The sequence below is a fragment of the Mesorhizobium sp. G2-6-1 genome, assembly GCF_055809095.1.
The window spans coordinates 141,480-164,987 of sequence record NZ_JBVVTF010000001.1 but is presented as its reverse complement, the minus strand read 5'-3'; the positions used below and the strand labels follow the sequence as shown (position 1 = coordinate 164,987).

21 protein-coding genes and 1 pseudogene are annotated in these 23,508 nt (G+C 60.5%); 20 read left to right on the top strand and 2 right to left on the bottom strand.

The window, feature by feature from the left end; genetic code table 11:
• The first annotated feature begins 56 nt into the window (after positions 1-56).
• From AC0L7S_RS20405 to AC0L7S_RS20365, 9 genes and pseudogenes are all read left to right on the top strand, one after another.
• Complete coding sequence (locus tag AC0L7S_RS20405) at positions 57-998, top strand: ring-cleaving dioxygenase (protein WP_473474548.1); 942 nt, start codon at positions 57-59, stop codon at positions 996-998.
• 112 nt (positions 999-1,110) lie between these two features.
• Positions 1,111-2,280 (top strand): low temperature requirement protein A, encoded by a 1,170-nt coding sequence (locus AC0L7S_RS20400; RefSeq protein ID WP_473474547.1) that lies wholly within the window; start codon positions 1,111-1,113, stop codon positions 2,278-2,280.
• Positions 2,277-2,414 (top strand): annotated as a pseudogene (locus AC0L7S_RS20395) (NAD(P)H-dependent oxidoreductase); the annotation flags it as partial. The gene AC0L7S_RS20400 and the pseudogene AC0L7S_RS20395, both read left to right, overlap by 4 nt.
• A gap of 439 nt (positions 2,415-2,853) precedes the next feature.
• The gene (locus AC0L7S_RS20390) at positions 2,854-3,549 is read left to right on the top strand and encodes a GntR family transcriptional regulator (protein ID WP_473474546.1); all 696 of its coding nucleotides are present in this window, start codon (positions 2,854-2,856) and stop codon (positions 3,547-3,549) included.
• 923 nt (positions 3,550-4,472) lie between these two features.
• Complete coding sequence (locus tag AC0L7S_RS20385; RefSeq protein WP_473474545.1) at positions 4,473-5,465, top strand: ABC transporter ATP-binding protein; 993 nt, start codon at positions 4,473-4,475, stop codon at positions 5,463-5,465.
• Positions 5,466-5,499: 34 nt separating this feature from the next.
• Entirely contained in the window at positions 5,500-6,378 is an 879-nt protein-coding gene (locus AC0L7S_RS20380) for an ABC transporter permease (RefSeq protein WP_473474544.1), read from the top strand.
• On the top strand, positions 6,375-7,148 hold the full coding sequence (locus tag AC0L7S_RS20375) for an ABC transporter permease (protein WP_473474543.1): 774 nt from the start codon (positions 6,375-6,377) through the stop codon (positions 7,146-7,148). The genes AC0L7S_RS20380 and AC0L7S_RS20375 overlap by 4 nt, the downstream gene beginning before the upstream one ends.
• A gap of 23 nt (positions 7,149-7,171) precedes the next feature.
• Positions 7,172-8,218, top strand: coding sequence for an extracellular solute-binding protein (locus AC0L7S_RS20370; protein WP_473474542.1), 1,047 nt, complete (start codon positions 7,172-7,174; stop codon positions 8,216-8,218).
• Positions 8,219-8,269: 51 nt separating this feature from the next.
• Positions 8,270-9,451, top strand: a complete 1,182-nt coding sequence (locus AC0L7S_RS20365) for an amidohydrolase family protein (protein ID WP_473474541.1) — start codon at positions 8,270-8,272, stop codon at positions 9,449-9,451.
• Positions 9,452-9,684: 233 nt separating this feature from the next.
• Here the strand turns inward: AC0L7S_RS20365 and AC0L7S_RS20360 are convergent, their stop codons facing one another.
• Both AC0L7S_RS20360 and AC0L7S_RS20355 read right to left on the bottom strand, forming a co-directional pair.
• Positions 9,685-11,112 (bottom strand): amidohydrolase family protein, encoded by a 1,428-nt coding sequence (locus AC0L7S_RS20360; protein ID WP_473474540.1) that lies wholly within the window; start codon positions 11,110-11,112, stop codon positions 9,685-9,687.
• A 28-nt stretch (positions 11,113-11,140) separates the two neighbouring features.
• Positions 11,141-11,830: a GntR family transcriptional regulator gene (locus AC0L7S_RS20355; protein ID WP_473474539.1), complete on the bottom strand. Its 690-nt coding sequence runs from the start codon at positions 11,828-11,830 to the stop codon at positions 11,141-11,143.
• A gap of 193 nt (positions 11,831-12,023) precedes the next feature.
• Between AC0L7S_RS20355 and AC0L7S_RS20350 the strand changes: the two genes are divergently transcribed.
• From AC0L7S_RS20350 to AC0L7S_RS20300, 11 genes are all read left to right on the top strand, one after another.
• Positions 12,024-13,598, top strand: coding sequence for an ABC transporter substrate-binding protein (locus tag AC0L7S_RS20350; RefSeq protein ID WP_473474538.1), 1,575 nt, complete (start codon positions 12,024-12,026; stop codon positions 13,596-13,598).
• A gap of 91 nt (positions 13,599-13,689) precedes the next feature.
• Positions 13,690-14,673: an ABC transporter permease gene (locus AC0L7S_RS20345; protein WP_473474537.1), complete on the top strand. Its 984-nt coding sequence runs from the start codon at positions 13,690-13,692 to the stop codon at positions 14,671-14,673.
• Between the two features lie 10 nt (positions 14,674-14,683).
• Positions 14,684-15,610 (top strand): ABC transporter permease, encoded by a 927-nt coding sequence (locus AC0L7S_RS20340; RefSeq protein WP_473474536.1) that lies wholly within the window; start codon positions 14,684-14,686, stop codon positions 15,608-15,610.
• A 5-nt stretch (positions 15,611-15,615) separates the two neighbouring features.
• Positions 15,616-16,584 (top strand): ABC transporter ATP-binding protein, encoded by a 969-nt coding sequence (locus tag AC0L7S_RS20335; RefSeq protein WP_473474535.1) that lies wholly within the window; start codon positions 15,616-15,618, stop codon positions 16,582-16,584.
• The gene (locus AC0L7S_RS20330) at positions 16,581-17,654 is read left to right on the top strand and encodes an ABC transporter ATP-binding protein (RefSeq protein WP_473474534.1); all 1,074 of its coding nucleotides are present in this window, start codon (positions 16,581-16,583) and stop codon (positions 17,652-17,654) included. Before AC0L7S_RS20335 ends, AC0L7S_RS20330 begins: the two co-directional genes overlap by 4 nt.
• 10 nt (positions 17,655-17,664) lie before the next feature.
• On the top strand, positions 17,665-18,327 hold the full coding sequence (locus AC0L7S_RS20325; RefSeq protein WP_473474533.1) for a flavin reductase family protein: 663 nt from the start codon (positions 17,665-17,667) through the stop codon (positions 18,325-18,327).
• A gap of 7 nt (positions 18,328-18,334) precedes the next feature.
• Positions 18,335-19,084, top strand: a complete 750-nt coding sequence (locus AC0L7S_RS20320) for an aspartate/glutamate racemase family protein (RefSeq protein ID WP_473474532.1) — start codon at positions 18,335-18,337, stop codon at positions 19,082-19,084.
• A 13-nt stretch (positions 19,085-19,097) separates the two neighbouring features.
• Positions 19,098-20,291, top strand: a complete 1,194-nt coding sequence (locus AC0L7S_RS20315) for an amidohydrolase family protein (protein ID WP_473474531.1) — start codon at positions 19,098-19,100, stop codon at positions 20,289-20,291.
• A gap of 1 nt (position 20,292) precedes the next feature.
• Complete coding sequence (locus AC0L7S_RS20310; protein ID WP_473474530.1) at positions 20,293-21,777, top strand: amidohydrolase family protein; 1,485 nt, start codon at positions 20,293-20,295, stop codon at positions 21,775-21,777.
• A 399-nt stretch (positions 21,778-22,176) separates the two neighbouring features.
• The gene (locus tag AC0L7S_RS20305; RefSeq protein ID WP_473474529.1) at positions 22,177-22,785 is read left to right on the top strand and encodes a plasmid pRiA4b ORF-3 family protein; all 609 of its coding nucleotides are present in this window, start codon (positions 22,177-22,179) and stop codon (positions 22,783-22,785) included.
• Between the two features lie 50 nt (positions 22,786-22,835).
• On the top strand, positions 22,836-23,420 hold the full coding sequence (locus AC0L7S_RS20300) for a hypothetical protein (protein WP_473474528.1): 585 nt from the start codon (positions 22,836-22,838) through the stop codon (positions 23,418-23,420).
• Positions 23,421-23,508 lie beyond the last annotated feature (88 nt).

Genomic DNA, 23,508 nt, shown 5'->3' with positions numbered 1-23,508 from the left:
TCGCTGGTTCGAAACGCTCATTGCGCCGATATGTGATGCAATGAAAGGAGGCCATCATGGACCTGACCGGAATCCACCACCTGACGGCGATTACTGCCAATGCACCTGCGAACAAGCGATTTTATAAAGACACGCTCGGCCTGCGGTTAGTCAAGAAGACCGTCAATCAGGACGACACATCCGCCTATCACCTGTTCTATGCGGACGGGAAGGCGACGCCGGGTAGCGACCTCACCTTTTTCGACTGGCCAACTGCCCCGGAACGGCGCGGTACCCATTCGATCAGCCGCACTGGGCTTCGGGTCGCTGAGGACAGTTTTGAGTTCTGGGCGGGTCGTCTGAGCGACGCGGGTCTGACGCGCGGCGAAGTCGCCGCATTGGACGGTCGCGCCACGCTCGATTTTGAGGACCCGGAAGGACAGCGGTTCCGTCTGACTGCCGATGACGATGGGATAGTGTATCCGTGGGACCGCAGCCCGGTGCCAACGGAACATCAGATCCGCGGGCTTGGACCCATTACCATCTCCGTGCCCAACCTTGACCCCACCAAAGTGATGCTCACAGACGTCCTGAATATGCGTGAGGCGCGGGATTATGCCAGCCCCGATGGCAAAGGCACGGTGCATGTGTTCGAGATGGGCAGAGGCGGGACCGCGGCCGAGCTGCACGTCGCCGTTCAGCCTGATTTGCCGGTCGCGCGGCCGGGCGCAGGGGCAGTACATCATGTTGCGTTTCGCACACCGGACATGGAAACGAGCCGCGAATGGGCGAAGCGCCTGAACGAAGCGCGCGTTCCCAACTCAGGCGAGGTCGAGCGCTACTATTTCCGGAGCCTTTACTTTCGCGAACCGAGTGGAAATTTGTTCGAGATCGCGACCGACGGGCCGGGATTTGCCGTGGACGAGCCGATGGGTGCCTTGGGCGAAAGCCTCGCTCTGCCTCCGTTTCTTGAGGACCGCCGCGTGCAGATTGAGGCCGGATTAAAGCCACTTGACTGACCTTACGGCCGCCGGGCCATACCGGCGGTCTACCCAAACGGACATTTCGTTTCGAAAATCCCAAATACAGGAAATAGGTTAGAACAAACGATATGGGCAAATCCGGATCGATATGACGCAAAATAACTTCTTCTACTTTGCCGCCCGTAATCCTGACGAGGCACACCGCCCAGCGACGCCGCTTGAACTGATGTTCGATCTGGCGTCGGTGATAGCGATCGCCGCCGCCGCCCATGGGCTCGCGCACGCCGTCGAAGAAGCCCATGTCGTGCAGGGCGTGATCGGCTTCGCATGCAGCTTCTTCATGATATGGTTGGCCTGGATGAATTATACCTGGTTCGCATCGGCCTATGATGACAATTCCTCTGCCTTTCGCATTGTTACCATGGTCATCATGTTTGGCGCGCTGATGTTGGCGGCAGGCATCGGGGCGGTTTTTGAACATGAGCGGATCTGGTTGGCTCTGCTGGGATTCATCGTTATGCGGCTCGGGATGGCGGTCTTCTGGCTGGGAGCCGCAAGGGGCGATCCGGATCACCGCTCAACGGCGCTGCGCTATGCCAGTGGCATTACCGCGATGCAGCTCTATTGGATCGCGTTCGTCGTGCTCGTGTCGCCGACCTCGGCGGTCTATCTGCCGCTTTTTTTCGTCGGCGCTACGGGAGAACTGGCCGTTCCGGCCCTTGCCGAGCGTCACGGTGTTACTACCTGGCACCGGCATCACATGATCGAACGATATGGACTGTTGAACATCATCGTTCTGGCTGAAGTGTTCATTGCGATCACGGCGATGATCCAGATTGAGAGCGGCGCAGCGTTTCCCGATCCCAGATCTCTCTGGCTGGCGGTTTTGTCGGCTGTCATCGCTTTCTCGCTTTGGGGCATCTATTTCACGGACGATGAGCATCTGGCGAGTGACGAACTGGGCCATGCGCTGCTCTGGGGCTACGGCCATTTCGTCCTCTTCGCCGCCGGAGCTGCGACCGGGGCCGGCATGACGGTCATGTTGCGCATCCTGGACCAGTCCGCGCATGTCGATCCCCAGATAGGCATTCTGGCCATAGCTGTTCCCGTCGCGATTTATCTGGCAACGCTTTGGCTGATCCGTGACCGACTCTACCTCGATGGAGCCGGGCGCTGGTTGCTGCTGCTGGTCGCTGGTCTGATCTTGTTCGTAGGGTTGTCTGCGCCATTTGCGCTGGAAATCATCGCCACGCTTCTGATAGCGACCGCCCTTGTCCGCCGCAGTTTGAGCCGTGCAGAAACAGAAAGTATCCCATGACCACGATCCTTGGCCTCTCAGGCAGTCTGCGCCGCGCATCCTACAACGCTGGTCTGCTGCGCGCCGCAGCTGAACTCGCCCCCGATGACGTGACGATCGGGATCGGCTCGATTCACGAAGTGCCGCTCTATGATGTAAGTTCGCGCCGAACATCGACCCAGCACGAACAAGCACTATCATATTGATTTGACTAAGCAAATTAATCGTTTCAATCGGCAAAATTTGCGCCGATCGTAACCCCATTTTAACATCTAAAAATGTAGCGGAATCAGTTGGTTGGTATTCCACCGCTGGGGGGTTACGACTTGGTGAAATTTCACACCTTGACAGCGCCGACGGCCATCTTGCTCTTACCGGGACTGGGTCGCAACGCTCTGACAACGCCGGCTGAACTATTTCATTTCATGTCGCGCGGAATTTTTCGAGTGGGGCGCTTGCTTTTGATAACGCTGGTGCCGAGAATCGCCTCGGTAGTCACGCGCAAAACTTGTAAGATGCGTAATTCATTGGTACTTCAACAAAAATCAGGACATAAAATTGCACAAAAAAGCGGGCTCATCCGATATGCGGGAAATGGTGAAGGTCGCCGGTGGGCGATCGCAAGCGGTCCATCGCGCACTAAAGCGAGCAATCCTGGATCAAGCGCTCGTTCCAGGCGCTAAGCTGCCGGAGGACTCCATCGGCGAGCGTCTCGGCGTTAGCAGAACTCTGGTCCGTGAAGCGCTGGTGCGCCTGAGCGAAGAGGGGCTTGTTGAACTGCGTCTCAATAAAGGGGCCTGTGTGGCTCGGCCTAGCTTGGAGGAAGGCCATGACCTTTTTATCACACGGCTCGCGCTGGAACGCTTGGTCGTCGAAACCATCACAGGCAACCTCAGTGAAAAGGAACATGAGGAGCTGAGCGCGCACATCGCTGCCGAAGCGGAGGCCAACGGGCGTAATGATGGTAGGTCGATCCGCTTGGCGGGCGAGTTTCATTCAATGCTCGCCGCAATGACGGGCAATGCGATCCTCATACGCTACGTGAACGAACTTGTTTCACGCAGTTCTCTTATCCTGGCACTTTATGGGCGACCGCATTCCTCGGAATGCGCCGTCTCCGAACACCGCGAACTGTTGGCCGCCCTGAAATCCGATGATACAAAGCGGGCAGCCGACCTGATGGTCGATCATCTCACTTCCATCACGACTCGAGCATTGTTATCGCCGGAAGATGCCACCGACATACGCGACATATTGACCAGTTACGCACGTGCCGAAGGCTTAGGCTGAGATATTGCCAGACTAGAGATTACTATGGCGAGTGTTCAGCTATCGGGGCCTGCGAATAAGTTCAGGCCGCCTCCGCTTCAATCGCACACACGTTGATGTTCGACAAAATCAACTTGTTTTTCGCATCTGCTTTTTCAACTAGGGCTCCAAACTCATGGTGGGGAGATCAAGATAGCCATGCGTTCTCGCGTAGCCGTGGCCGCCGACGAGTCCGATTGAATCGAGACGGTTGGATCGATGTGGGAATTCGAATCGATAACTTTAGGATGGATGTGAACATATACGACTTCGCCGAAGACAATTTTCCGCAAGTTGCCGATGTTCAGGATCACATGGTGACAGCATTCAAGGGTGGTAGGGGCCTAGGCGATCAATCGCGGCACCACTGAGCCGATCAGCAGCTTGTAGCGCTCCTTGTTGCTCAGTTCTTGGAAATCGAGACCTTCCGATTGTCCCGAATCCATATTCTGTTGAAGCATCTTGGTAGCCGAAGGTTCTGTTTCGTGCCGTCTCAGCATAACAGAAGTCACTATATGGCGCACGAAAATAGCATACGACATTTAATGGCAGGTTGCCTTAAATGGTTTGCACATCCACTTTGCCGACCCTGCGGCATTATCGGATCGCGCATACTCCTTTATCACATCCCATCATACGGCGATGAGCCGCGAGTATGGCAATAGAAGAATTGGTGCGATGGTCTGGCAAAGGCAAAACAGTTGATATGCAAAGTGTTGATGCCGAGATGATACCGCCCAAGCCAAACGAAGTTTCATACTGAAGGAAGGTTAAGGCGTATCCATGAATTGGATAAAATAAATGGATGCAATCTTGACAGCGCCGTTCCCCGTGTCACAGTCACTTACTGACCATGGAGGCCTGATGTGACAGACTTGACTGCCTGCGCTGTGTCGGCGCGGAAAGTGTCCAAGACCTTTGGGCGCGGTGGCGCCACGATCCGGGTGCTTGACGAAGTATCGGTTGATATCGGACAACGCGAATTCTTCACGCTCCTTGGGCCTTCGGGTTGTGGAAAAACCACCTTCCTGCGCCTGATCGCGGGGTTTGATGAGATTGTCGACGGCGAGATCCAGATCGACGGGCAGCGTATCAACGATCTGCCGCCCTTCCGTCGTCCGGTAAACACCGTGTTCCAGAACTACGCATTATTCCCGCACCTTACCGTGGCAGAGAACGTCGCCTTCGCGCTGGAGATGCAGGGGATTGCGCGCACGGAAGCCATGCGCCGCGTCGGCGAAGCGCTTGAGATGGTTCGCATGGGCCAATATTCCAAGCGTCGCCCCGCCGAACTTTCCGGCGGTCAGCAACAACGTGTGGCGCTGGCCCGTGCTCTGGCACCTCGCCCACGGGTGCTGCTGCTCGATGAGCCGTTGTCGGCGCTGGACCTGAAGTTACGTAAGGAAATGCAGATCGAGTTGAAGCAGTTGCAGCACGACGCCGGCATCACCTTCATCTTTGTCACCCATGACCAGGAGGAAGCGTTGACGCTTTCCGACCGGGTGGCGGTGATGCAAGGTGGGCGTATCCTGCAACTGGGTAGCCCGCGCGACATTTACGAGCGCCCCGACCATCGGTTCGTGGCCGATTTCATTGGCGACATCAACCTTCTGAATGGCCAGGCCGAGGCTGGTGGCGCGATCAGGCTGGATTGCGGGGCTTTGGTGCACGCGCGCGATCAACTGGCGGCAGGCAGCATGGTGACGGTGGCGATCCGCCCCGAACGGGCGACTCTCGCAGCGGCGGGATCAGCCTCGCTCGACGCCGATGTGGTGCGTTCTGTCTATCTCGGAACGGCCTTACTGCATCAATTGCAACTGGCCGACGGCACGTTTTTCCTTATGCGCGACACCAAGGCGACCGCCGCTCCCCCGCCCCCGGCACTCGTGTCGGTGTGACGCTGCCTGGCGATGCTATCCGAGTTTTCGTGGCATGACGTCCGGTGTCAAACTGCGCCGCGCCACCCTTCTGACGCCTGCACTGTTGACGATCCTGATGCTGATCGGCATTCCGCTGGCCATCGTCACCTGGGTTTCCTTCCTCGGGCGTGGCGAAAACGCCGGGGTTGATTGGCACGCTTTGCCGACCTCGGCCAACTACCTGAAACTGTTCATGGAAGAGGATTTTGACGGCAACCTGATCTACAATCTGGGCTACGCGCTGATCTTTCTGCGCTCGGTCTTGCAGGCGAGTGTCACGACATTGATCTGCATTGTACTCGGCCTGCCTGTTGCCCTGTGGATGTCAGGCCTGTCGCGGCTCGGGCGCGACGTGATGGTTCTACTCATCACCATCCCTTTTTGGACCAACCTGCTCGTTCGCAACTACGCTTGGCTGATCATCCTGCGCGAGGACGGATGGGCCACCGCCGGCGCTCGTATCGTCTTCGGGCCGCAAACGGAATTACTCTACAACGATGTCTCGGTGGCGATCGGCCTGTCCTATTCCTTTCTGCCCTTCATGATCCTGCCGCTGTACGCGGTGTTCGAGAAATTCGACTGGGGGCTCTTGGAGGCAGCCTATGACCTTGGCGCCGACCGCAAACGTACCTTCCTCAGGGTGATCCTGCCGCTGGTCAAACCCGGAATCATGGCGGGCTCCATGCTGGTCTTCATCCCCTGCCTCGGGGCATTCGTTACGCCAGCACTTCTCGGCGGCGGCAAGACGTTGATGATGGGTAACGTCATCCAGATGCAGTTCGGTGCAGCGCGCAACTGGCCATTTGGGGCGGCGCTGTCCGTGGTGTTGCTGGCCACCATGCTGATCGCCCTTGTGGTCGCGGCCCTTTTACGTAACCGGAGGCGTGCATGAACCTGCGCCGCTTTCCAGTCATCCGCGAAATCAGCATCGGTATTCTGATTTACCTCTACCTGCCGATCGCGGTGCTGATCGTCTACAGCTTCAACGGCAACCGCACCGCGACGATCTGGACAGAGGCGTCGTTGCATTGGTATGGACGCATCCTCGTCAATCCCTCGATACAGGCTGCGACGTGGAATTCCCTGGTGCTGGCATTTTCCGCAGGCATTGGCGCGACGCTGATCGCGCTCTTGGCAGCCTTGGCCACCAAAGCCAGATTCCGCGGGATGGGTGGAATCGAGGCGGCTATCAACGCGCCACTGATATTGCCGGAAGTCGTTGTGGCGGTGGCGACGCTGATCCTTTTCGTCACCGTAGGAGTACATCTTGGCCTTGCGGCAATGATCCCCGCCCATATCGCCTTTTGCACGCCGTTTGCCTATCTTCCGATTCGCGCTCGGATGGAAGGTACGAACAAGAGCTACGAAGAGGCAGCGCAGGATCTCTATGCCAACCGCTTCGCTACCTTTCGTCGGGTGACGCTTCCCCTGCTATGGCCCGGAATTCTTGCGGGCTTCACGCTGGCCTTTGTCACTAGCCTCGATGATTTCCTGACCTCGTTTTTCCTGTCGGGTCCGGGCTCGACCACTCTGCCCGTTTATATTTACGCGGCCATCCGATCGGGCATCTCGCCCGAGATCAACGCTATTTCGACCATCATGCTGGTGATTTCAGTAGCGCTGGTGGTCCTGTCTTTCACCCTCGGCCGCATCCGCCGCTGAGACAATAACCAAGGGAGAGTAAAATGACATGGATCACCCGCCTTACCGCTGCACCGCTTCTGGTACTGACACTTGCCACCGGCGCGCAAGCCCAAGAAGAAAAAGTCCTCTATTTCTACAACTGGACCGACTACTACCCGGTCGAGCTTCTGGCTAAATTCGAGAAGGAAACTGGGATCAAGGTTACCCTTGACGGTTACGACAGCAACGAGACATTGCTTTCCAAGCTCCAGTCCGGAGGCGCCAATTACGACGTGATCGTGCCGTCGGACTATATCGTGCCAGGCTTGGTCAAGGACGGGCTGATCCAGAAGATCGACACGCCGAAAATGGCCAACTACCAATTTATGAAAGACAATTTCAAGAATCCCGACTTCGATCCGATGCGGGATTACACGGCTCCCTACCTCTGGGGCACCACCGGCATCGCCTATGATAGCGCCCAGGTTCCTGGTGGGGTGTTGGAAGACTCCTGGAAATCCTATTTCGTTCCGCCAAAGGAACTGGAAGGCAAGATCGCCGCGCTCAATACCGCCAGCGACGAGATTCTGGCCGCCTCGCTCTATCTCGGAATTCCGCAATGCACTGAAAGTAACGACGACGCCAAGCGCATTCTCGAGCTTCTGGAGGCTCAGAAGCCGGAGTTGAAGCTCTATTCTTCCGACGCGACGGTTGACCGCATGGCTGGAGGCGAGGTCGCGATGCATCATCTCTGGAACGGCGCGACAGCACGAGCACATGCGCAACGTGATACCATCAAATATATCTATCCGAAGGAGGGTATCCCGATGTTTCGTGACAATTTCGCGGTTCCAACCGGCGCGCCGCATCCGGAAAACGCCAGGGTCTTCATCAACTGGATGATGAGCCCGCAAAACGCCGCCGCCGTGTCGAACCAGATTGCCTATGCCAATTCCATCAAGAGCGACGAGTTTATGGACCCGAAATGGATGTCGACAGAAGCGATCAATATGCCGGCCGAAGATGCTTCGCGGCTGGTGCCGACCAAGGATTGCGGACCTGCCGCGCGTGAGTTGCAAGACAAGATCTGGACGCGCCTGAAAGGCTGAACGCTTAGGGCGCACCCTCTCTTAGGGGCGCCCTTTCAAAGGGAAGACGTGATGACCGCCAAACTCTACACCAATCTGCGCGACGTCGACGGTGCCTCGGTTTCCGTTCTCTGTCGCGACGGGCGCATTGCTGCAGCCGGTCCCTCCCTCGCTGCAAAAGATGCGCAAGTCGTGGAGGGAGCGGGTCGCCTGTTGATGCCTGCTTTTGTCGAGCCACATGTGCATCTCGACAAGACGCTCTGGGGCGAGGCGTGGCAACCGGGCAAGACGGCCACGCGGTTGATGGATTACATCACCAGCGAGCGGCGGGTGCTGACCGCCAATGCTACGCCCATCGCCACCCGCGCCGGGCGGCTTCTTGAACGGATGGTGTGCTTCGGCACCTTAGCCGTTCGCTCTCACATCGACGTTGCCCCCGACATGGGCCTTAGCCATGTCGAGGCGCTGCTGGCCCTGCGCGGCCAATGGGCCGACCGGATCGACATGCAGTTCGTGGCGTTTCCGCAGCAGGGTGTTCTGATCCGCCCTGGGACACTGGAACTGATGTGCGACGCCATCGGTATGGGCGTCGAAACCGTCGGCGGGCTCGACCCAGCCGGCATCGACGGTGACCCGGATGGGCAGTTGCGTGCGATCTTTGGCCTGGCCGAAAAGACCGGCGCCGGCATCGATATTCACCTGCACGACAAAGGCGAACTGGGCGCTTGGCAGATTGGTCGCATCGTCGATTTTGTTGAAGCTTCGGGGCTTCGGGGCAAGACAATGATTTCACACGCCTATTGCTTGGGTATGATCCCCGAGGCGGCGCTCGAACAGCTCGGCCGCCGGCTGGCGGACCTTGACATTTCGCTGATGACCTCGGCGCCGGCCGATGTGGCGGTGCCACCGGTGGCGGCGCTAACCGCAATGGGCGTCACCGTCTGCTGCGGTTCGGACGGGATTCGCGACGCCTGGTCACCTCTCGGCACCGGCGACATGATGGAACGCGCCTATCTCACCGCTTATCGTTTTGACTGGAACGGCGACGAGGAATTGACACTGGCGCTGGCCTGCGCCACCACAAATGCCGCCCGTGCCATCCGACTTCAAGACTATGGTCTTGCGACGGGCGACCGAGCCGACTTCCTGATGGTCGAAGCGCTCAACCCAGGCGACGCGCTGGCCCGTCGCCCCCGCGAACGCCGGGTGGTCCGAGCGGGCTGCATGATTGCCGATGACGGAGAGCTGGTTTGAAGGCCCTCTTGTGAAACCGCGCCTAACTTGAACCCCGACCCGAATATTTCTATCATGCTGATTTGATGTCACGAATCAGCATTTCTGGAGCGACGAAAATTGCACCAGTAGTGACCCTATTTCAACAATTGAAAATGTAACGGAATCAGTTATTTGGTATTCTATGGCTAGGGGTGTCGGTACGGTGAAATTTCACAGAGCCGATATTGCCTATGTCCGGGAATGGAGCGAACTCAGGGCTTTTTCCTGCCCGTTTTCCAAATGCCTGCCGTTTCCGCCCTGAGATTCGAAATTCCACCACGTTCGAACGAAAGAGCGGCTTCGCGCGCCGCGCCATCAAGGATCGACGCTTCGTCCAGATGGGTGCGGCGCCCCTGCATTAGTACCTTGCCGTCGACGATGGCCGTGTCGACGTCCGCCGCATTGGCGAAGTGTGCCAGTCGGGTGATGGGCATAACCGGCGGATAGAGATGCGGCTTCCTCATGTCGACTAGTACGATGTCGGCCTTCTTGCCGACTTCCAGCGAACCGAGATCCTTGTCCAGGCCGAGCGCCCGCGCGGCTTCGATGGTGACCATCTCAAGCACCTTGCCCGGCGACAGCACCTCGGGATCGCGGAAATGCCGGCGGTGGTAGTGCAGGCACTGCGCCATATGGCGAAACATGTCGAAGCCGCGGTCGGGCGCCGCAGCGTCCGAGCCAATGCAGACCGTGATGCCAGCCTCGATCAGTTCCGGCGCTGGGCAGCGGCCATAGATCGACATGATCGCGCTCGGATTGTGCACGATGGAGGCGCCGGTTTCGGTCAGCGCCGCAAAATCGTCGGGAGTCAGGTCGACGCTATGGCCGAGCAGCGCGAAAGTGCCGAGCAGGCCGCAATCGCGGGCCAGTGCGATGGAGCCTTCCCGGTGGCCGTCTTGGGTAAACAGGACATTGGTGCGGCGGCGCAGATCCATGACGGCGTCGCCGATCATACGTGCCTTATGGTCGACCAAATGGTCCGACAACTCCCCCGCATTGAAAACCGGCATGACCAAGCACACGCCGGTGCGCTGGTTAAGCACGTCGTTCCAGCGCTTGATGAGCGTCTCACTCACCTCCAACTGGCGTTGCCAGGTAAGGTCGAATTCCTTAGTCGTGTCGTCCGACAACCATTTCGCATAGCGCTTGGGGAAGGGCGGTCGGCCGACGCCCGCGGCCATTATGGTGCGCAAGCCCGATTCCATCGTCGCCTTGCAATGCGCGTCGCCGGCTTCGTCGTCGTCGGTACGATAGATGTCCGCGCCGCCGCCGAGCAGCGACACGGCCGTCGTCACGCCACCCTTTAACCGCTCAAGCTGAGCCAGCCGCTGTTCGGCCAGCCAAAAGTCGGGCGTCGAGACGCGCGCGTAGATTGTTTGGCAGACCTTGAACCAGGCGTCGACGTTGCCGGTTCCAGCGGCGCGCACCAGCGCATGGCCGGCATGGCTGTGGGCGTCGATCAGACCGGGTATGGCGACCATGCCGGTGCCGTCGATGGTCTGCGGCGCGGCAGGGGTGGCGCCTGTGCCGATCGCGGCGATGCGATCGCCCTCGATAGCGATCCAGGCATCGCCGAGGACGCGTCGCTCAGGATCGACGGTGACGGCGGTGACGCCGCCGATGACAATATCCAGCTTCATGTTCTTCCCTTGGCAACGGATTTCAGGCTCAGGGCGCCAGGATGTTGCGCAATTCCGGCACTGCTGCTCGGCGGTCTTCCAACTCTATTTTCCCCTCGATGTGAGCAAGGTGATGCCGCATCACGGCAAGCGCGCGCTCCGTTTGTTTTGCGGCGATGGCGTCGGCGATCACGCCATGTTCGTCGGGGCCGCAACTGATGACTTCACGAGTCTGGTAAACAGCGGTGATCAGCGAAGTGCGTGAGATCAGGTCGCGCAGCAGTCCGGCCAAGATCGGCGAAGCCGCGAGTTCCGCGATCAGCATATGGAAGGCGCCCGACAGGCGGATGACCGCCGCCATGTCGCCACTAGCGTGCGCCGTGCGTTCGGCGGTGACATGGGAGCGCAGCCACGCCACGCCGTCGGCGTCGATGATGCTGCACAGGCGTTCCACCAGCCGCTCCTCTATGGTGCGGCGCGCGAAGAAGACGTCGCGCGCCTCTTCAATCGAAGGTTTCGAAACGACGGCGCCGCGGTTGGGGACAAGCGTAATCAGGCCGTCGCGCGCCAGGTTCTGCAGGGCCTGCCGCACCTTGGCGCGGCTGGCGGCGAATATCTCAGCCAGTTCCTCTTCTTTGAGGCGGGTGCCCGGCACGAGTTGGTGCTCTGCAATCGCGGTCCATATCCGATCGTAGATATCCTGGTCCGTCCTGACGGGCTTCACGCTGATGTCGTCCATTCGGTTTTCCTCTGCCGGCTCCAGTCAACCGCATCGGCTCGCGATAATGACCAAAGCAGATTGTTGGCACAAGTCAATAATTTTGTATACAAAAATTGTTGACAATTACTTCCGGTGGCGCGATGATGACGACTATGCGGCATACGGAAGGTCTCGGGACCGATTGCCTGCCGCCTCGCCATAGGGAGGAAGAATGATGGGAAGACTGATGCTCGCCACGGCCATGGCTGTGGTAATGGGGTATGCCTCAGGTGCCTTTGCTGAAGGCAAGACGCTTCGCTACGCAACCGCGGGTGACATTTACGGCCTCGACCCGGATTCGGTGCCGGATAGCTTCACCAACAATTTCCTGCAGGCCATCTATGAGCCGCTGGTCCGCTACAACAAGGATCTGAAGATCGAGCCGGCGCTGGCCACCTCGTGGGAGGCGGTGAAGCCGGACGTCATCCGCTACCATCTGCGCCAGGGCGTCAAATTCCAGGAAGGCCAGGACTTCAAGGCAGACGACGTGGCCATCTCGCTGATGCGCATCGTCGACCCGCATTCGCCCATGAAAGGCAACCTGCCCGGATTGAAGTCGATCGAGAAGATCGACGATTACACGGTCGACCTGCACATGACCGGCCCTAGCCCGCTGCTCAACAACTACCTGACCAATGTCGGCATCATGGATGCAGGCTGGCTTGAGGAGCATAATTCCATCGCTCCGATCGACGCCCAGAACGGCGAGGAAGGCTATACGACCTCTCATGCCAATGGCACCGGACCGTTCAAGGTTGAGAGCCGCCGACCGGACGCGCAAACCGTGCTCGTCGCCAACCCGGACTGGTGGGACAAGCCGGAGCACAATATCGAGCGCGTCATCCACACGCCGATCGCGTCGGACGCCACCCGCGTCGCGGCGCTGCTGTCCGGCGAAGTCGACATCATCCAGCCGGCGCCGCTGCAGGATGCCGACCGCATCGCGCACTCGCCGGGCGTAAAGATGCTCGATGCGCCGGGCCTGCGTACGATCATGATGGGCTTCAACATGAACGATAAGCTGATCGGCGGCGACGTCGACGGCAATCCGTTCAAGGATGTTAGGGTCCGCAAGGCGCTCTACCAGTCCGTCAACATGAACCTGATCCGCGACAAGATCATGCGCGGCAAATCTCGCAACACCGGAATGCTGATCGCCCCGGACGTTCCCGGTTTCGACGCAAAGCTCGACGTGCGGCTACCCTATGATATCGAAGCCGCCAAGAAGGGTCTCGCCGATGCCGGCTATCCGGACGGTTTCCAGTTCGCCATGAACTGCCCCAACGATGCCTACGTCAACGACGAGGAGATCTGCCAGGCACTGGCAGCAATGATGTCCAAGGCCGGCTTCAAGCCGAAGCTGACGGTGGAGCCGCGCACTCTGCATTTCAAGAAGGCGCAGGGCGGTCAGACCGACATGTTCATGCTCGGTTGGGCTACCCTGCCGATGCTGGATGGCTTCAGTGTGCTTTCCGCCATGCTGCACACTCCGGACAAGGCGCTGGGAACCTGGAATCCCGGCCACTATTCCAACGAGAAGGTCGACAAACTGACCGATGCTGTCGATACCGAAATGGAGGAGACCAAACGCCGCGCGATGATGACGGAGGCGTTTGGCATCGCGGAGGACGACATCGCTTGGCTGCCGCTGCATCAGCAGCCGCTGTCTTGGGCCGTGCGCGATAATGTCGTGGTGCCGCAGACAGCCGACGACCTCTTGCGCCTCTGGCTCGTCACGATGAAGTAACAGCGCCCGCTGCCGATATGGCGGCGGTCGTTTCATCCGCAAGATTATCGCGTGGCCCGATGGCGGGTCGCGCCTGGTGGAGGACCCCGCGATGGCGATTTTCACGATCAGACGCTTTGGACAGGCGGTACTTGTCATGCTGTCCGTCGCCTTCATTGCATTCCTGATGTTTCATTTCCTTGGCGATCCGGTGACTAGCATCCTGCCGCCGGACGCTACCCAGGAACAGCGTCAGGAACTGCGTGAGCGGCTGCATCTCGACGACCCCTTCCTGATCCAGTATGGACGCTTCGTCGTCAACGCCGTCGAAGGCGATTTCGGTACGTCCTACCGCAACAACCGACCGGTTAGCACGCTGTTCGCGGAGCGCTTTCCGGCTACGGCCGAACTGGTCCTCGTCGCCGCGCTGATGTCGCTGGCATTTGGCATCCCGCTCGGCATCTACACCGCGCTCAGGCCAAGAGGGCTGCTCAGCCAGGCATTGCAACTGGTCTCGCTGATAGGCATATCGCTTCCCACTTTCGTCACCGGCATCCTGCTTATCCTCGTCTTCTCGGTATGGCTCGGCTGGCTGCCATCCTTCGGCCGCGGCGACGTTATCGATGTTGGCTGGTGGTCGACAGGCTTCCTGACGCTGAGCGGCCTCAAGGCGCTGATCCTGCCGTCCGTCATGCTGTGTCTCTTCCAGATGACGCTGATCATGCGCTTGGTGCGGGCCGAGATGCTGGAGGTGCTGCGCGCCGACTACATCAAGTTTGCCCGCGCCCGCGGCCTCAAGAACCGTGCCATCAATCTTCGCCATGCGCTCAAGAACACGCTGATCCCCGTTGTCACCATCTTTGGGCTGCAGGTTGGCGGGTTGATCGCCTTTGCCATCATCACCGAAACGGTATTTCAGTGGCCAGGCATGGGCGCACTCTTCATCCAAGCCGTCTCCTTCACCGACGTTCCGGTAATGGCGGCATATCTGGTGCTGGTGTCGCTGATCTTCGTCATCATCAACACCATCGTCGACCTACTCTACAACGTCATCGATCCCCGCCTGCGCACTGAGCGCACCCGAGCGGCAACTTGAGGAAACGACTATGGTCGCGCTCGTATCCGCCCGCCTGCATCGCTTCACCGAGAGCGACCTGTTCTATTCGTTCTACCACTCCAAGGTGACTGTGGTCGCCACGATCATGCTTGTCCTGCTGGTGCTGGTGGCTGTTTTTGCACCGTTCATCTCGCCGCAGGATCCGTTCGACATCGGCAGCCTCAGCTTGCTCGACAGCGAATTGCCACCGGCCTGGATGGAAGGTGGCAATCCGACCTACTGGCTGGGCACCGATATTCAGGCGCGCGATGTCCTGTCGTCGATCTTCTACGGCATGCGCATCTCGCTGCTGGTCGGCTTCGTCAGTGTCGCGCTGGCGGCCGCTCTGGGCGTCATTCTCGGCCTTCTCGGCGGCTACGTCGGCGGGCTGCTCGACGCCGCAATCATGCGCGTCGCGGACGTCCTCCTGTCCTTCCCGGCCATGCTGGTGGCGCTGCTGATCAACGGCGTGCTGCGCGGGGTGCTGCCGGCTGGAGAACAGGCGAGCACGGCGATCATCGTGCTGGTCGCCTCGATCAGCCTCACGAGTTGGGTGCAATACGCCCGCACCGTGCGCGGTTCCACTATGGTCGAGCGGCAGCGAGAATATGTCCAGGCAGCCCGCACCATCGGTGTCGGCCGGCTTCGCATCATGCTCACCCATATCCTGCCCAATGTGCTGGGGCCGGTGCTGGTCATCGCTACCATCAATCTCGGCATGGCGGTGCTGACGGAGGCGACGCTGTCCTTCCTCGGCGTCGGTATGCCGCCCACCCAGCCTTCGCTAGGCACCCTGATTCGCGTCGGCAACGAATATCTGTTCTCCGGCATCTGGTGGGTGGTGATCTTCCCGTCGGTGACGCTGGCCGTGCTGGTGCTTGCGGTGAACCTGCTCGGCGACTGGCTGCGCGATGCGCTCAACCCGAGACTGAGGTGAACGCCATGCCCCTGCTCGAAGTAGTTGGCCTGAAAGTCGAATTTCCCACGCGCCACGGCGCGCTCACCGCCGTAGATGGTGTGTCCTTCAACCTGGAGGCCGGCGAGATACTGGGCCTAGTCGGAGAGTCCGGCGCCGGCAAGTCGATGACCGGCGCGGCAATCATCGGCCTGCTTGAGCCGCCCGGCCGCATCTCCTCGGGTGAGATCAGACTCAACGGCCGTCGCATAGACAATTTGGGCGGGGAGGAGTTGCGCCGTATCCGCGGCAAGGAAATCGGCGCCATCTTCCAAGACCCGCTGACCAGCCTCAACCCGCTGTTCACCGTTGGCGAGCAACTGGTCGAAACGATCCGCACCCATCTGCGGCTTTCGGTGGCCGAGGCGCGCAAGCGGGCGGTCGCCTGGCTGGCGGAGGTTGGCATTCCAGCGCCTGAAAAGCGATTCGATCAGTATCCGCACCAGTTCTCCGGTGGCATGCGCCAGCGGGTGGTGATCGCGCTGGCCCTGTGTGCCGAGCCGCGCCTGATTATCGCCGACGAGCCGACGACCGCGCTCGACGTGTCGGTGCAGGCACAGATCATCGCGCTGCTGCGCCGGCTCTGCCACGAGCGCAACGCTGCCGTTATCTTGGTCACGCACGACATGGGCGTCATCGCCGAAACCGCCGACCGGGTGGCGGTGATGTATGCCGGTCGACTGGCCGAGATTGGCACGGTGGCGCATGTGCTGGAAAAGCCGCGCCACCCCTATACGGTCGGCCTGATGGGCTCCATTCCCCGCCTCGGGCCGCGGCCGGATCAATTGATCCAGATCGCCGGCGCCATGCCACGGCTGTCCGCCATTCCCGCGGGCTGCGCCTTCAACCCGCGCTGCGAGCGCGCCATGGCCGAGTGTCGCCACCGGCGTCCCGAACTCACCGGCGTTGATGCCGGTTCGGTGGCCTGCCTGCTTTATGAGGGAACGCCGTCATGAACGAGTTGAACATATCCTCGCCCGAAAAACCGCTGCTCAGCATACGCGGCCTGAAGAAGCACTTCGCGCTGCGGCGTCCGGCGCTGGAAAGGATGCTGGATCGCTCGGGCGAGCAGATTGTCAAGGCGGTCGACGGCATCGACTTCTCCATCTCGCGCGGCACCACGCTCAGCCTTGTCGGAGAATCTGGCTGCGGTAAGTCGACTGTGGCCAAGCTGGTCATGGGCCTGATCGGTGCCAGCGGCGGGACCATCGAGTTTGACGGCGCCGACCTGTCGCGGGCGCCGGCCGGCGAGCCGGCGGCGCTGCGACGGCGGATGCAGATGATCTTCCAGGATCCCTATGCCAGCCTCAATCCGCGTTGGCGGGTGCACGACATCGTGGCCGAGCCGCTGCGTACCTATCAACTGTACGCCTCACGCGCCGAAGAGCGCAAGGAGGTCGATCGGTTGCTCGAATTTGTCGGTCTGACCGCCGCCGACGGCGACAAGTTTCCGCACGAATTCTCCGGTGGCCAGCGCCAGCGGATCTCGATCGCCCGCGCTATCTCGACCAAGCCCGAATTCCTGGTTTGCGACGAGCCGACCTCGGCGCTCGACGTCTCCGTGCAGTCGCAGATCCTCAACCTCATGCGCGACATGCAGCGCGAACTCGGCCTGACCTACCTGTTCATCAGCCACGATCTCGCGGTGGTGAACTTCATAGCAGACCAGATCGGCGTGATGTATCTCGGCCGGCTGGTCGAGATCGCGCCTGCCGAACGCATCTTCGCCGCGCCGCAGCATCCCTATACGCGCCTGTTGCTCGACACTATCCCCGACCTCGAAATGCACCGCCGTGGCCGCGAGCCGGTCGCGGGCGAGGTGCCTAACCCGATCGACCCGCCGTCCGGTTGCCATTTCCACCCGCGCTGCCCCTTCGCCGAGGCGCGCTGCCGTGGCGAGGCCCCGCAACTGTTGCCGGTCGACGTCGGCGGCGGGGTTTCTTGCCACGGCGTCGAGGAAGGATGGCTGCCGCCTGCGATCGCAACCCGTCCCGGTGCCAGCGCCGCCCTGAAGCCCACCTTTTGAGAGCAAAAACATGGAATTCGACTTCACCACCTTGCCGGACAGGGACCGTTACCGACTGTTGTGTTCCTTCGTCGCACCGCGGCCGATCGCGCTCATCACCACCATCGCCGAGGATGGCTGCCACAACGCGGCGCCCATGAGCTTTTTCAACGTCTTTTCGCAGGAACCGCCGATCGTCATCATCGGCATGCAGAACCGGCCGAACGGGACGACCAAGGATACGGTCGTCAACATCCGCTGCAATCGCGAATTCGTCGTTCACATGGTCGATATCGCCATCGCCGAACAGATGATCGTCACCGGAATCAATTTTTCGAGCGACGTGGACGAAATATCCTTTGCTGGCTTGACCGCACTGCCGTCGGTCAAGGTAGCGCCGCCGCGTATCGCCGAGTCGCCCTGTGCGATGGAATGCGTAATCGAGCAGATGATCGATTACGAGTCCCGATCCATCGTGCTCGGCCGCGTCGTGCACATGCACGTTCGCGACGAGTGCCTGGATGCCCAGGGACGGTACATGGTGCCCGAAAAATACCTGCCGATCGCCCGGCTGCATGCCGACAACTACATCGTCGCCGACCGCCAGTTCGAGTTGAAGAAGCCGGTGGACCTGCTGCATCACGAGGCGGCCAGCGGATATGCCGAGCCGGTGCCGGTCAAGTCGGCTGTCTGAGGCGACAATGCGCATCCAACTCATCAATCCCAATTCCACGCGCGCCATGACTACGCAGATCGAAGCCGTGGCCCGCCGGGCGGCGGGCCACGGTACGGTCATCGAGGCGGTCAATCCTCTGGCGACGCCTGCTAGCATCGAAGGCCACGCCGACGAGGCGCTGTCGGTGCCGTCCATACTCGACCTGATCCGACAGGGGGAAGGTAGGGGCACAGACGCCCATGTTATTGCCTGTTTCGACGATCCAGGCCTCGGCGCCGCGCGTGAGATCTCCACCGGCCCGGTGATCGGCATCTGCGAGGCGGCGGTGCACGTCGTGACCATGATTTCCGCGCGCTTCAGCGTCATCACCAGCCTCGAGCGCTCGGTGCCGATCCTGGAGGACCTGATGTATGCCTATGGCGCGGAACGCCGTTGCCGCCGTGTCAGAGCTGTCGATTTGCCGGTGTTGGTTCTGGAGTCCGACCCGCTCGTCGCCCGCCAGAGGATTGCTCAGGAAATCGGCGCGGCCGTGTGGGAGGATCGCTGCGACGCCATCGTTCTCGGCTGTGCCGGCATGAGCGACCATTGCGCCTGGTTGCAACGAGACAGCGGCCTGCCGGTCATCAACGGCGTTGTGGCGGCGGTGAAATTCGCCGAGGCGCTGGTCGATGCCGGCTACGCCACCAGCAAGATCGGCGCCTATGCGCGGCCATTGGCGAAGATCCAATCCCCGCAGGTCGTGCTGGCCGCGCCGCTCTCTGACTTTCCCGTTTAAAGGACTGCCCATCATGACGGATATATTGCTCAAGAACGTTCGCCCGCGTGGGGCTCCTGCCACCGACATCTTGATCCGTGATGGCCGGATCGCCCACATTGGCGCGGACAGGCATGATGCCGGCGTGGTGATCGAGGAGGGTGGCGGTGCGCTGGTGCTTCCTGGTTTGGTCGAGGCGCATGCGCATCTCGACAAGTCGCTGTGGGGCATGGGTTGGCGCGCCCATCAGGCCGGTCCGACGCTGGAAAGCCGCATCGCCACCGAGCGGCGTCTGCGCGACGAGTGGAACATCGACCCGGCGCGCCAATCGGCAAGGCAGGTGGCGCTCTGCGCCAGTCACGGCACGACCGCGATCCGTTCCCATGTCGACATCGACACCGAGCAGATGCTTTGGTGCTTCGAGGGCGTTAGCGCGACGCGCGAGCGCTTCCGCGACATGATGGACATCGAGATCGTCGCCTTCCCGCAGTCCGGCCTGATGATCCGGCCGGGAACGCTGGAACTGATGGACGCGGCCCTTGCCGCCGGCGCGGACGTGGTCGGCGGGCTCGACCCCTGCGGCATCGACCGCGACCCGAAGGGCCAACTCGATGCGGTGTTCGCGCTGGCGGAAAAGCACGGCAAGCCGATCGACATCCATCTGCACGAGCCGGACGAATTGGGCGCGTTATCGCTGGAGATGATCATCGAGCGGACCCAAGCACACGGCTTGCGCGGCAGGGTGACGGTGAGTCACGCCTTCTGCCTTGGCATGACAGACCGCGTCAGAGCGGCGGGGTTGACCGAGAAACTGGTGGAACTTGACATCGCGATTGCCACCACTGCGCCTGCCTCACGGCCGGTGCCAGCTGCCGCCGAGCTGCGCGCCGCTGGCGTGCGGCTGTGCGCCGGATCGGACGGCATCCGCGACACATGGGGCCCCTATGGCAACGCCGACATGCTGGAGCGCGCCATGCTGCTTGGCCTGCGCAACAATTTCCGCCGCGACGAAGAGGTGGAATATGCACTCGATGTCTGCACGCAGGGCGGGGCCGACGTGATGGCTCTGCCGAGCTATGGCCTGAACGAGGGCGACTTCGCCGACCTGGTGCTGGTCGATGCCGAAACGACGGTCGAGGCCGTGGTGGCGCGGCCGCGGCGCAGGCTGGTGCTGAAGCGCGGCAGGCCGGTGGCGCGCGATGGCGCTGCGCTGTTTGCGGTGGAATGAGATGAGCGGTCGCACGCTTCTCACGGCCCGCTGGGTCGTAGGCCATCGTGAAAGCGGCCATTGCCTCTACTCCAGCGGTGAGATCGTTGTTGACGCCGACCGTGTCGTCTTTGTCGGCCATGGCTATGACGGCCCGGTCGACAAGAGGATCGATTACGGCAACGCGCTGATCGGACCGGGCTTCGTCGATCTCGACGCCCTGTCCGACCTCGACACCACCGTGCTCTCATATGATAATCAGCCTGCGTGGAAGAAGGGCCGTATCTGGCCGCGGACCTATATGGATCGCGGCCCGTTCGAAATGTATTCGCCGGAGGAACTCGCCTTCCAGAAGCGATATGCCTTCGCGCGGCTGATCCGCGGGGGCATCACCACCGCTCTGCCCATTGCCTCGCTGTTTTATCGTCAATGGGGCGAGACGGTCACCGAGTTCGAGGCGGCGGCCGAGTCCGCGCGCGAGCTGGGCTTGCGCGCCTATCTCGGCCCGGCCTATCGCTCCGGCAATTCCGTCGTGAACGACGGCGGCGCTATCGACTATGTCTTTGACGAGCAGCGTGGTCTGGCTGGCTTGGACGACGCTATTCGTTTCTGCCGGCGGCTTGAGGGGCAGGCGGGCGGCCTGATCCGCACCATGCTGGCGCCCGACCGCATCGAGACCTGTACGCCGGAGCTACTGAAGCGCTCAGCCGCCGCCGCCGAGGATCTCGACGTGCCGATCCGGCTGCATTGCTGCCAGTCGCGCTTCGAATATGACAGCGTGCTGAAACTGCATGGGGCAAGCCCGGCCGAATGGCTGCAGAGTCTCGGTTTTCTGTCGCCGCGCGCGCTGCTGCCGCACGGCACTTTTGTCTCGGGCAGGAATGGGATCGAACGTCCCGGCCGCGATCTCGACATTCTGTGCGATGCTGGTGTCACAATCGTCCACTGCCCGCTAGTGTCGGCGCGGCATGGCACCGTATTACAGTCGTTCCGCGCCTATCGCGACATGGGCCTGCGCATCGGTCTCGGTACCGACACCTATCCGCCGGACATGTTCTTGAACTGCCAAGTGGGGGTGATGGCCTGCCGCGTGGCGGAGGGCAGGGCGGATGCCTGCCGCGCCGAGGAATTCTATGACGCCGCCACTATCGGCGGTGCCGATGCCCTCGACCGTCCCGATCTCGGCCGGCTCCAGCCAGGCGCGAAGGCGGACCTGATGGTGGTCGATTTCGACGACCCGTTCATCGGCCAGGTGATCGATCCAATCCAGACGCTGATGCTGAACGCTTCCGCCTCAATGGTCACCAGCGTCATGATCGACGGCCGCTTCGTTATGCAGGACCGGGATATACCCGGCGTCCGTGACCGCGACAACCGACGCCACGCCCAGCACCAGTTCGACGGGATGGTAGAAAAATATCCGCTGAGGACCTTTGGCCATCCGCCGGTCGAAGAGATTTTCTTATCGAGCTATCCTATTGTCTGGCCATTGGTCCGTAAGTCCTGAAGCCTCCCACAACGCTCTCTTTGGCGTTGCAGGTTTGATCAATATATGAGGCAATATGCCAGATGAGACTCCTGTCAAATTTTGCCAATGCATGGGCCCGGCGCAGCGTTTGCACCGCAGGTGTCAGCCAGCCGGTCAGCGCCGGCATGTGGATTTGTACCGAACCAAAACCTTGGAGACCGACCATCAAGCATCTGATTTCACTACGCTTTTAAGGTTTGTCGAGTGGCGCAGTCAGCGCAATTTTCGACTCTGTGGAGGCACCATTTTTACCGTAAAATCCGCATGTTAGAACCTGTTCGACATGGGGTCCAAGTTTGGTGAAAATTCACACCCAACGGAGCGAGGGGAGCATGAAAAAGTTGGGGGTGCCATCGGCCATGGGTTAGCGTGGCCACCATGTCTTATGATGGCGCATCCGGTGTCTACCGTCTGAAAGTGAGCCTGCGACGGATCTCGCCAATGATCTGGCACCGGCTGCTGGTCCCGGAAGAAATGACGCTTTTCGGGTTGCACCGAACAATCCAGATCGCCTTCGGCTGGGAGGATTATCATCTCCATGCTTTCAAGCTGCACGGCCGGCATTATGGCACGACGTGGACAGGCGAGCGCCACCGAGACGCGGCAGGCAAAGAGATAGCGCTCGTCGATCTCCAACTGCGCGTGCGCCAGCGCATTTTATACGAGTATGATTTCGGCGATCTGTGGGAACACGAGATCCGAGTTGAAGCCATGCTCGAGCGAGAGGCTGGCAAGGTCTACCCGATCTGCATTGCCGGCGCGCGTGCCGACCCGCCCGAAGATATTGGGGGCCCAAGAGGCTATGACGTGCTCATCCATCGGCTCCGTTTCGGCGACATCGAACGGTTGTTTGGCGACGATGAAGAAGACATTGGCGAGGAATCTGATAACGATGATCCACTGCGCGTCTTCGAACCTGAGTACTTCAGCCGGCGCGGGGTGAACGCGGCTCTGAAGCGCGAACTTTCGAGGATCAGCAGGGGCTGACCCAAATCGGGCGAAATGCTTCCCTCTCCAGCAGATAAGGAGGGATGTTCATGCGATTTGCAATTCAACTCATGATCGACAGAGGCGACGCAGCCGGCGAAACGCAAGAGATTATCAGCTTCGAACGAACAGACGGTGCGCTGTTAATTGATGAGCTTGGCTTGTCGCTGGAAGAAGCGAAGACGGCACTTGCTGCACTCCAGATCGCGATTACCGATGCTCAGGTGATGGATCATTCCCGACGCCAGCGGCCGTGTCCGTGTTGCCGCCAGCCCAGGCAACTCAAGGACAAGCGCACAATCACCGTGCGCACGTGCTTCGGCAAGCTCGCGTTGCCGAGCCCACGATATCAATGCTGCCGATGTCACGAGGTGCCCGGCGTTGTCGCGCCTGTCGTGGCCGCTTTGCCCGAACGCGTCACGCCTGATCTCCTTGCGCTTGAGGCGCGCTGGGCTTCGCTCACAGCCTACGGTGTCACCGCTGCTCTGCTGGCAGACGTATTGCCGATCGACAAGGCCGTGAACGCGTCGACGATCAGAAACGACGCGATGCGTGTCGCCGAACGTCTCGAAGCCGAACTCGGCCCCGAGCAGGGAATGTTCGCAAGCGGATGCCAGGCTGTTGATTTCTGCTGAGAAGTGATCCGGAACAAGCGATTTTTCTAATGAGAATTGACCCATGTTTGAACGCTAACCTGCTCGCTTTGGGCAGGAGTTTTAGGAG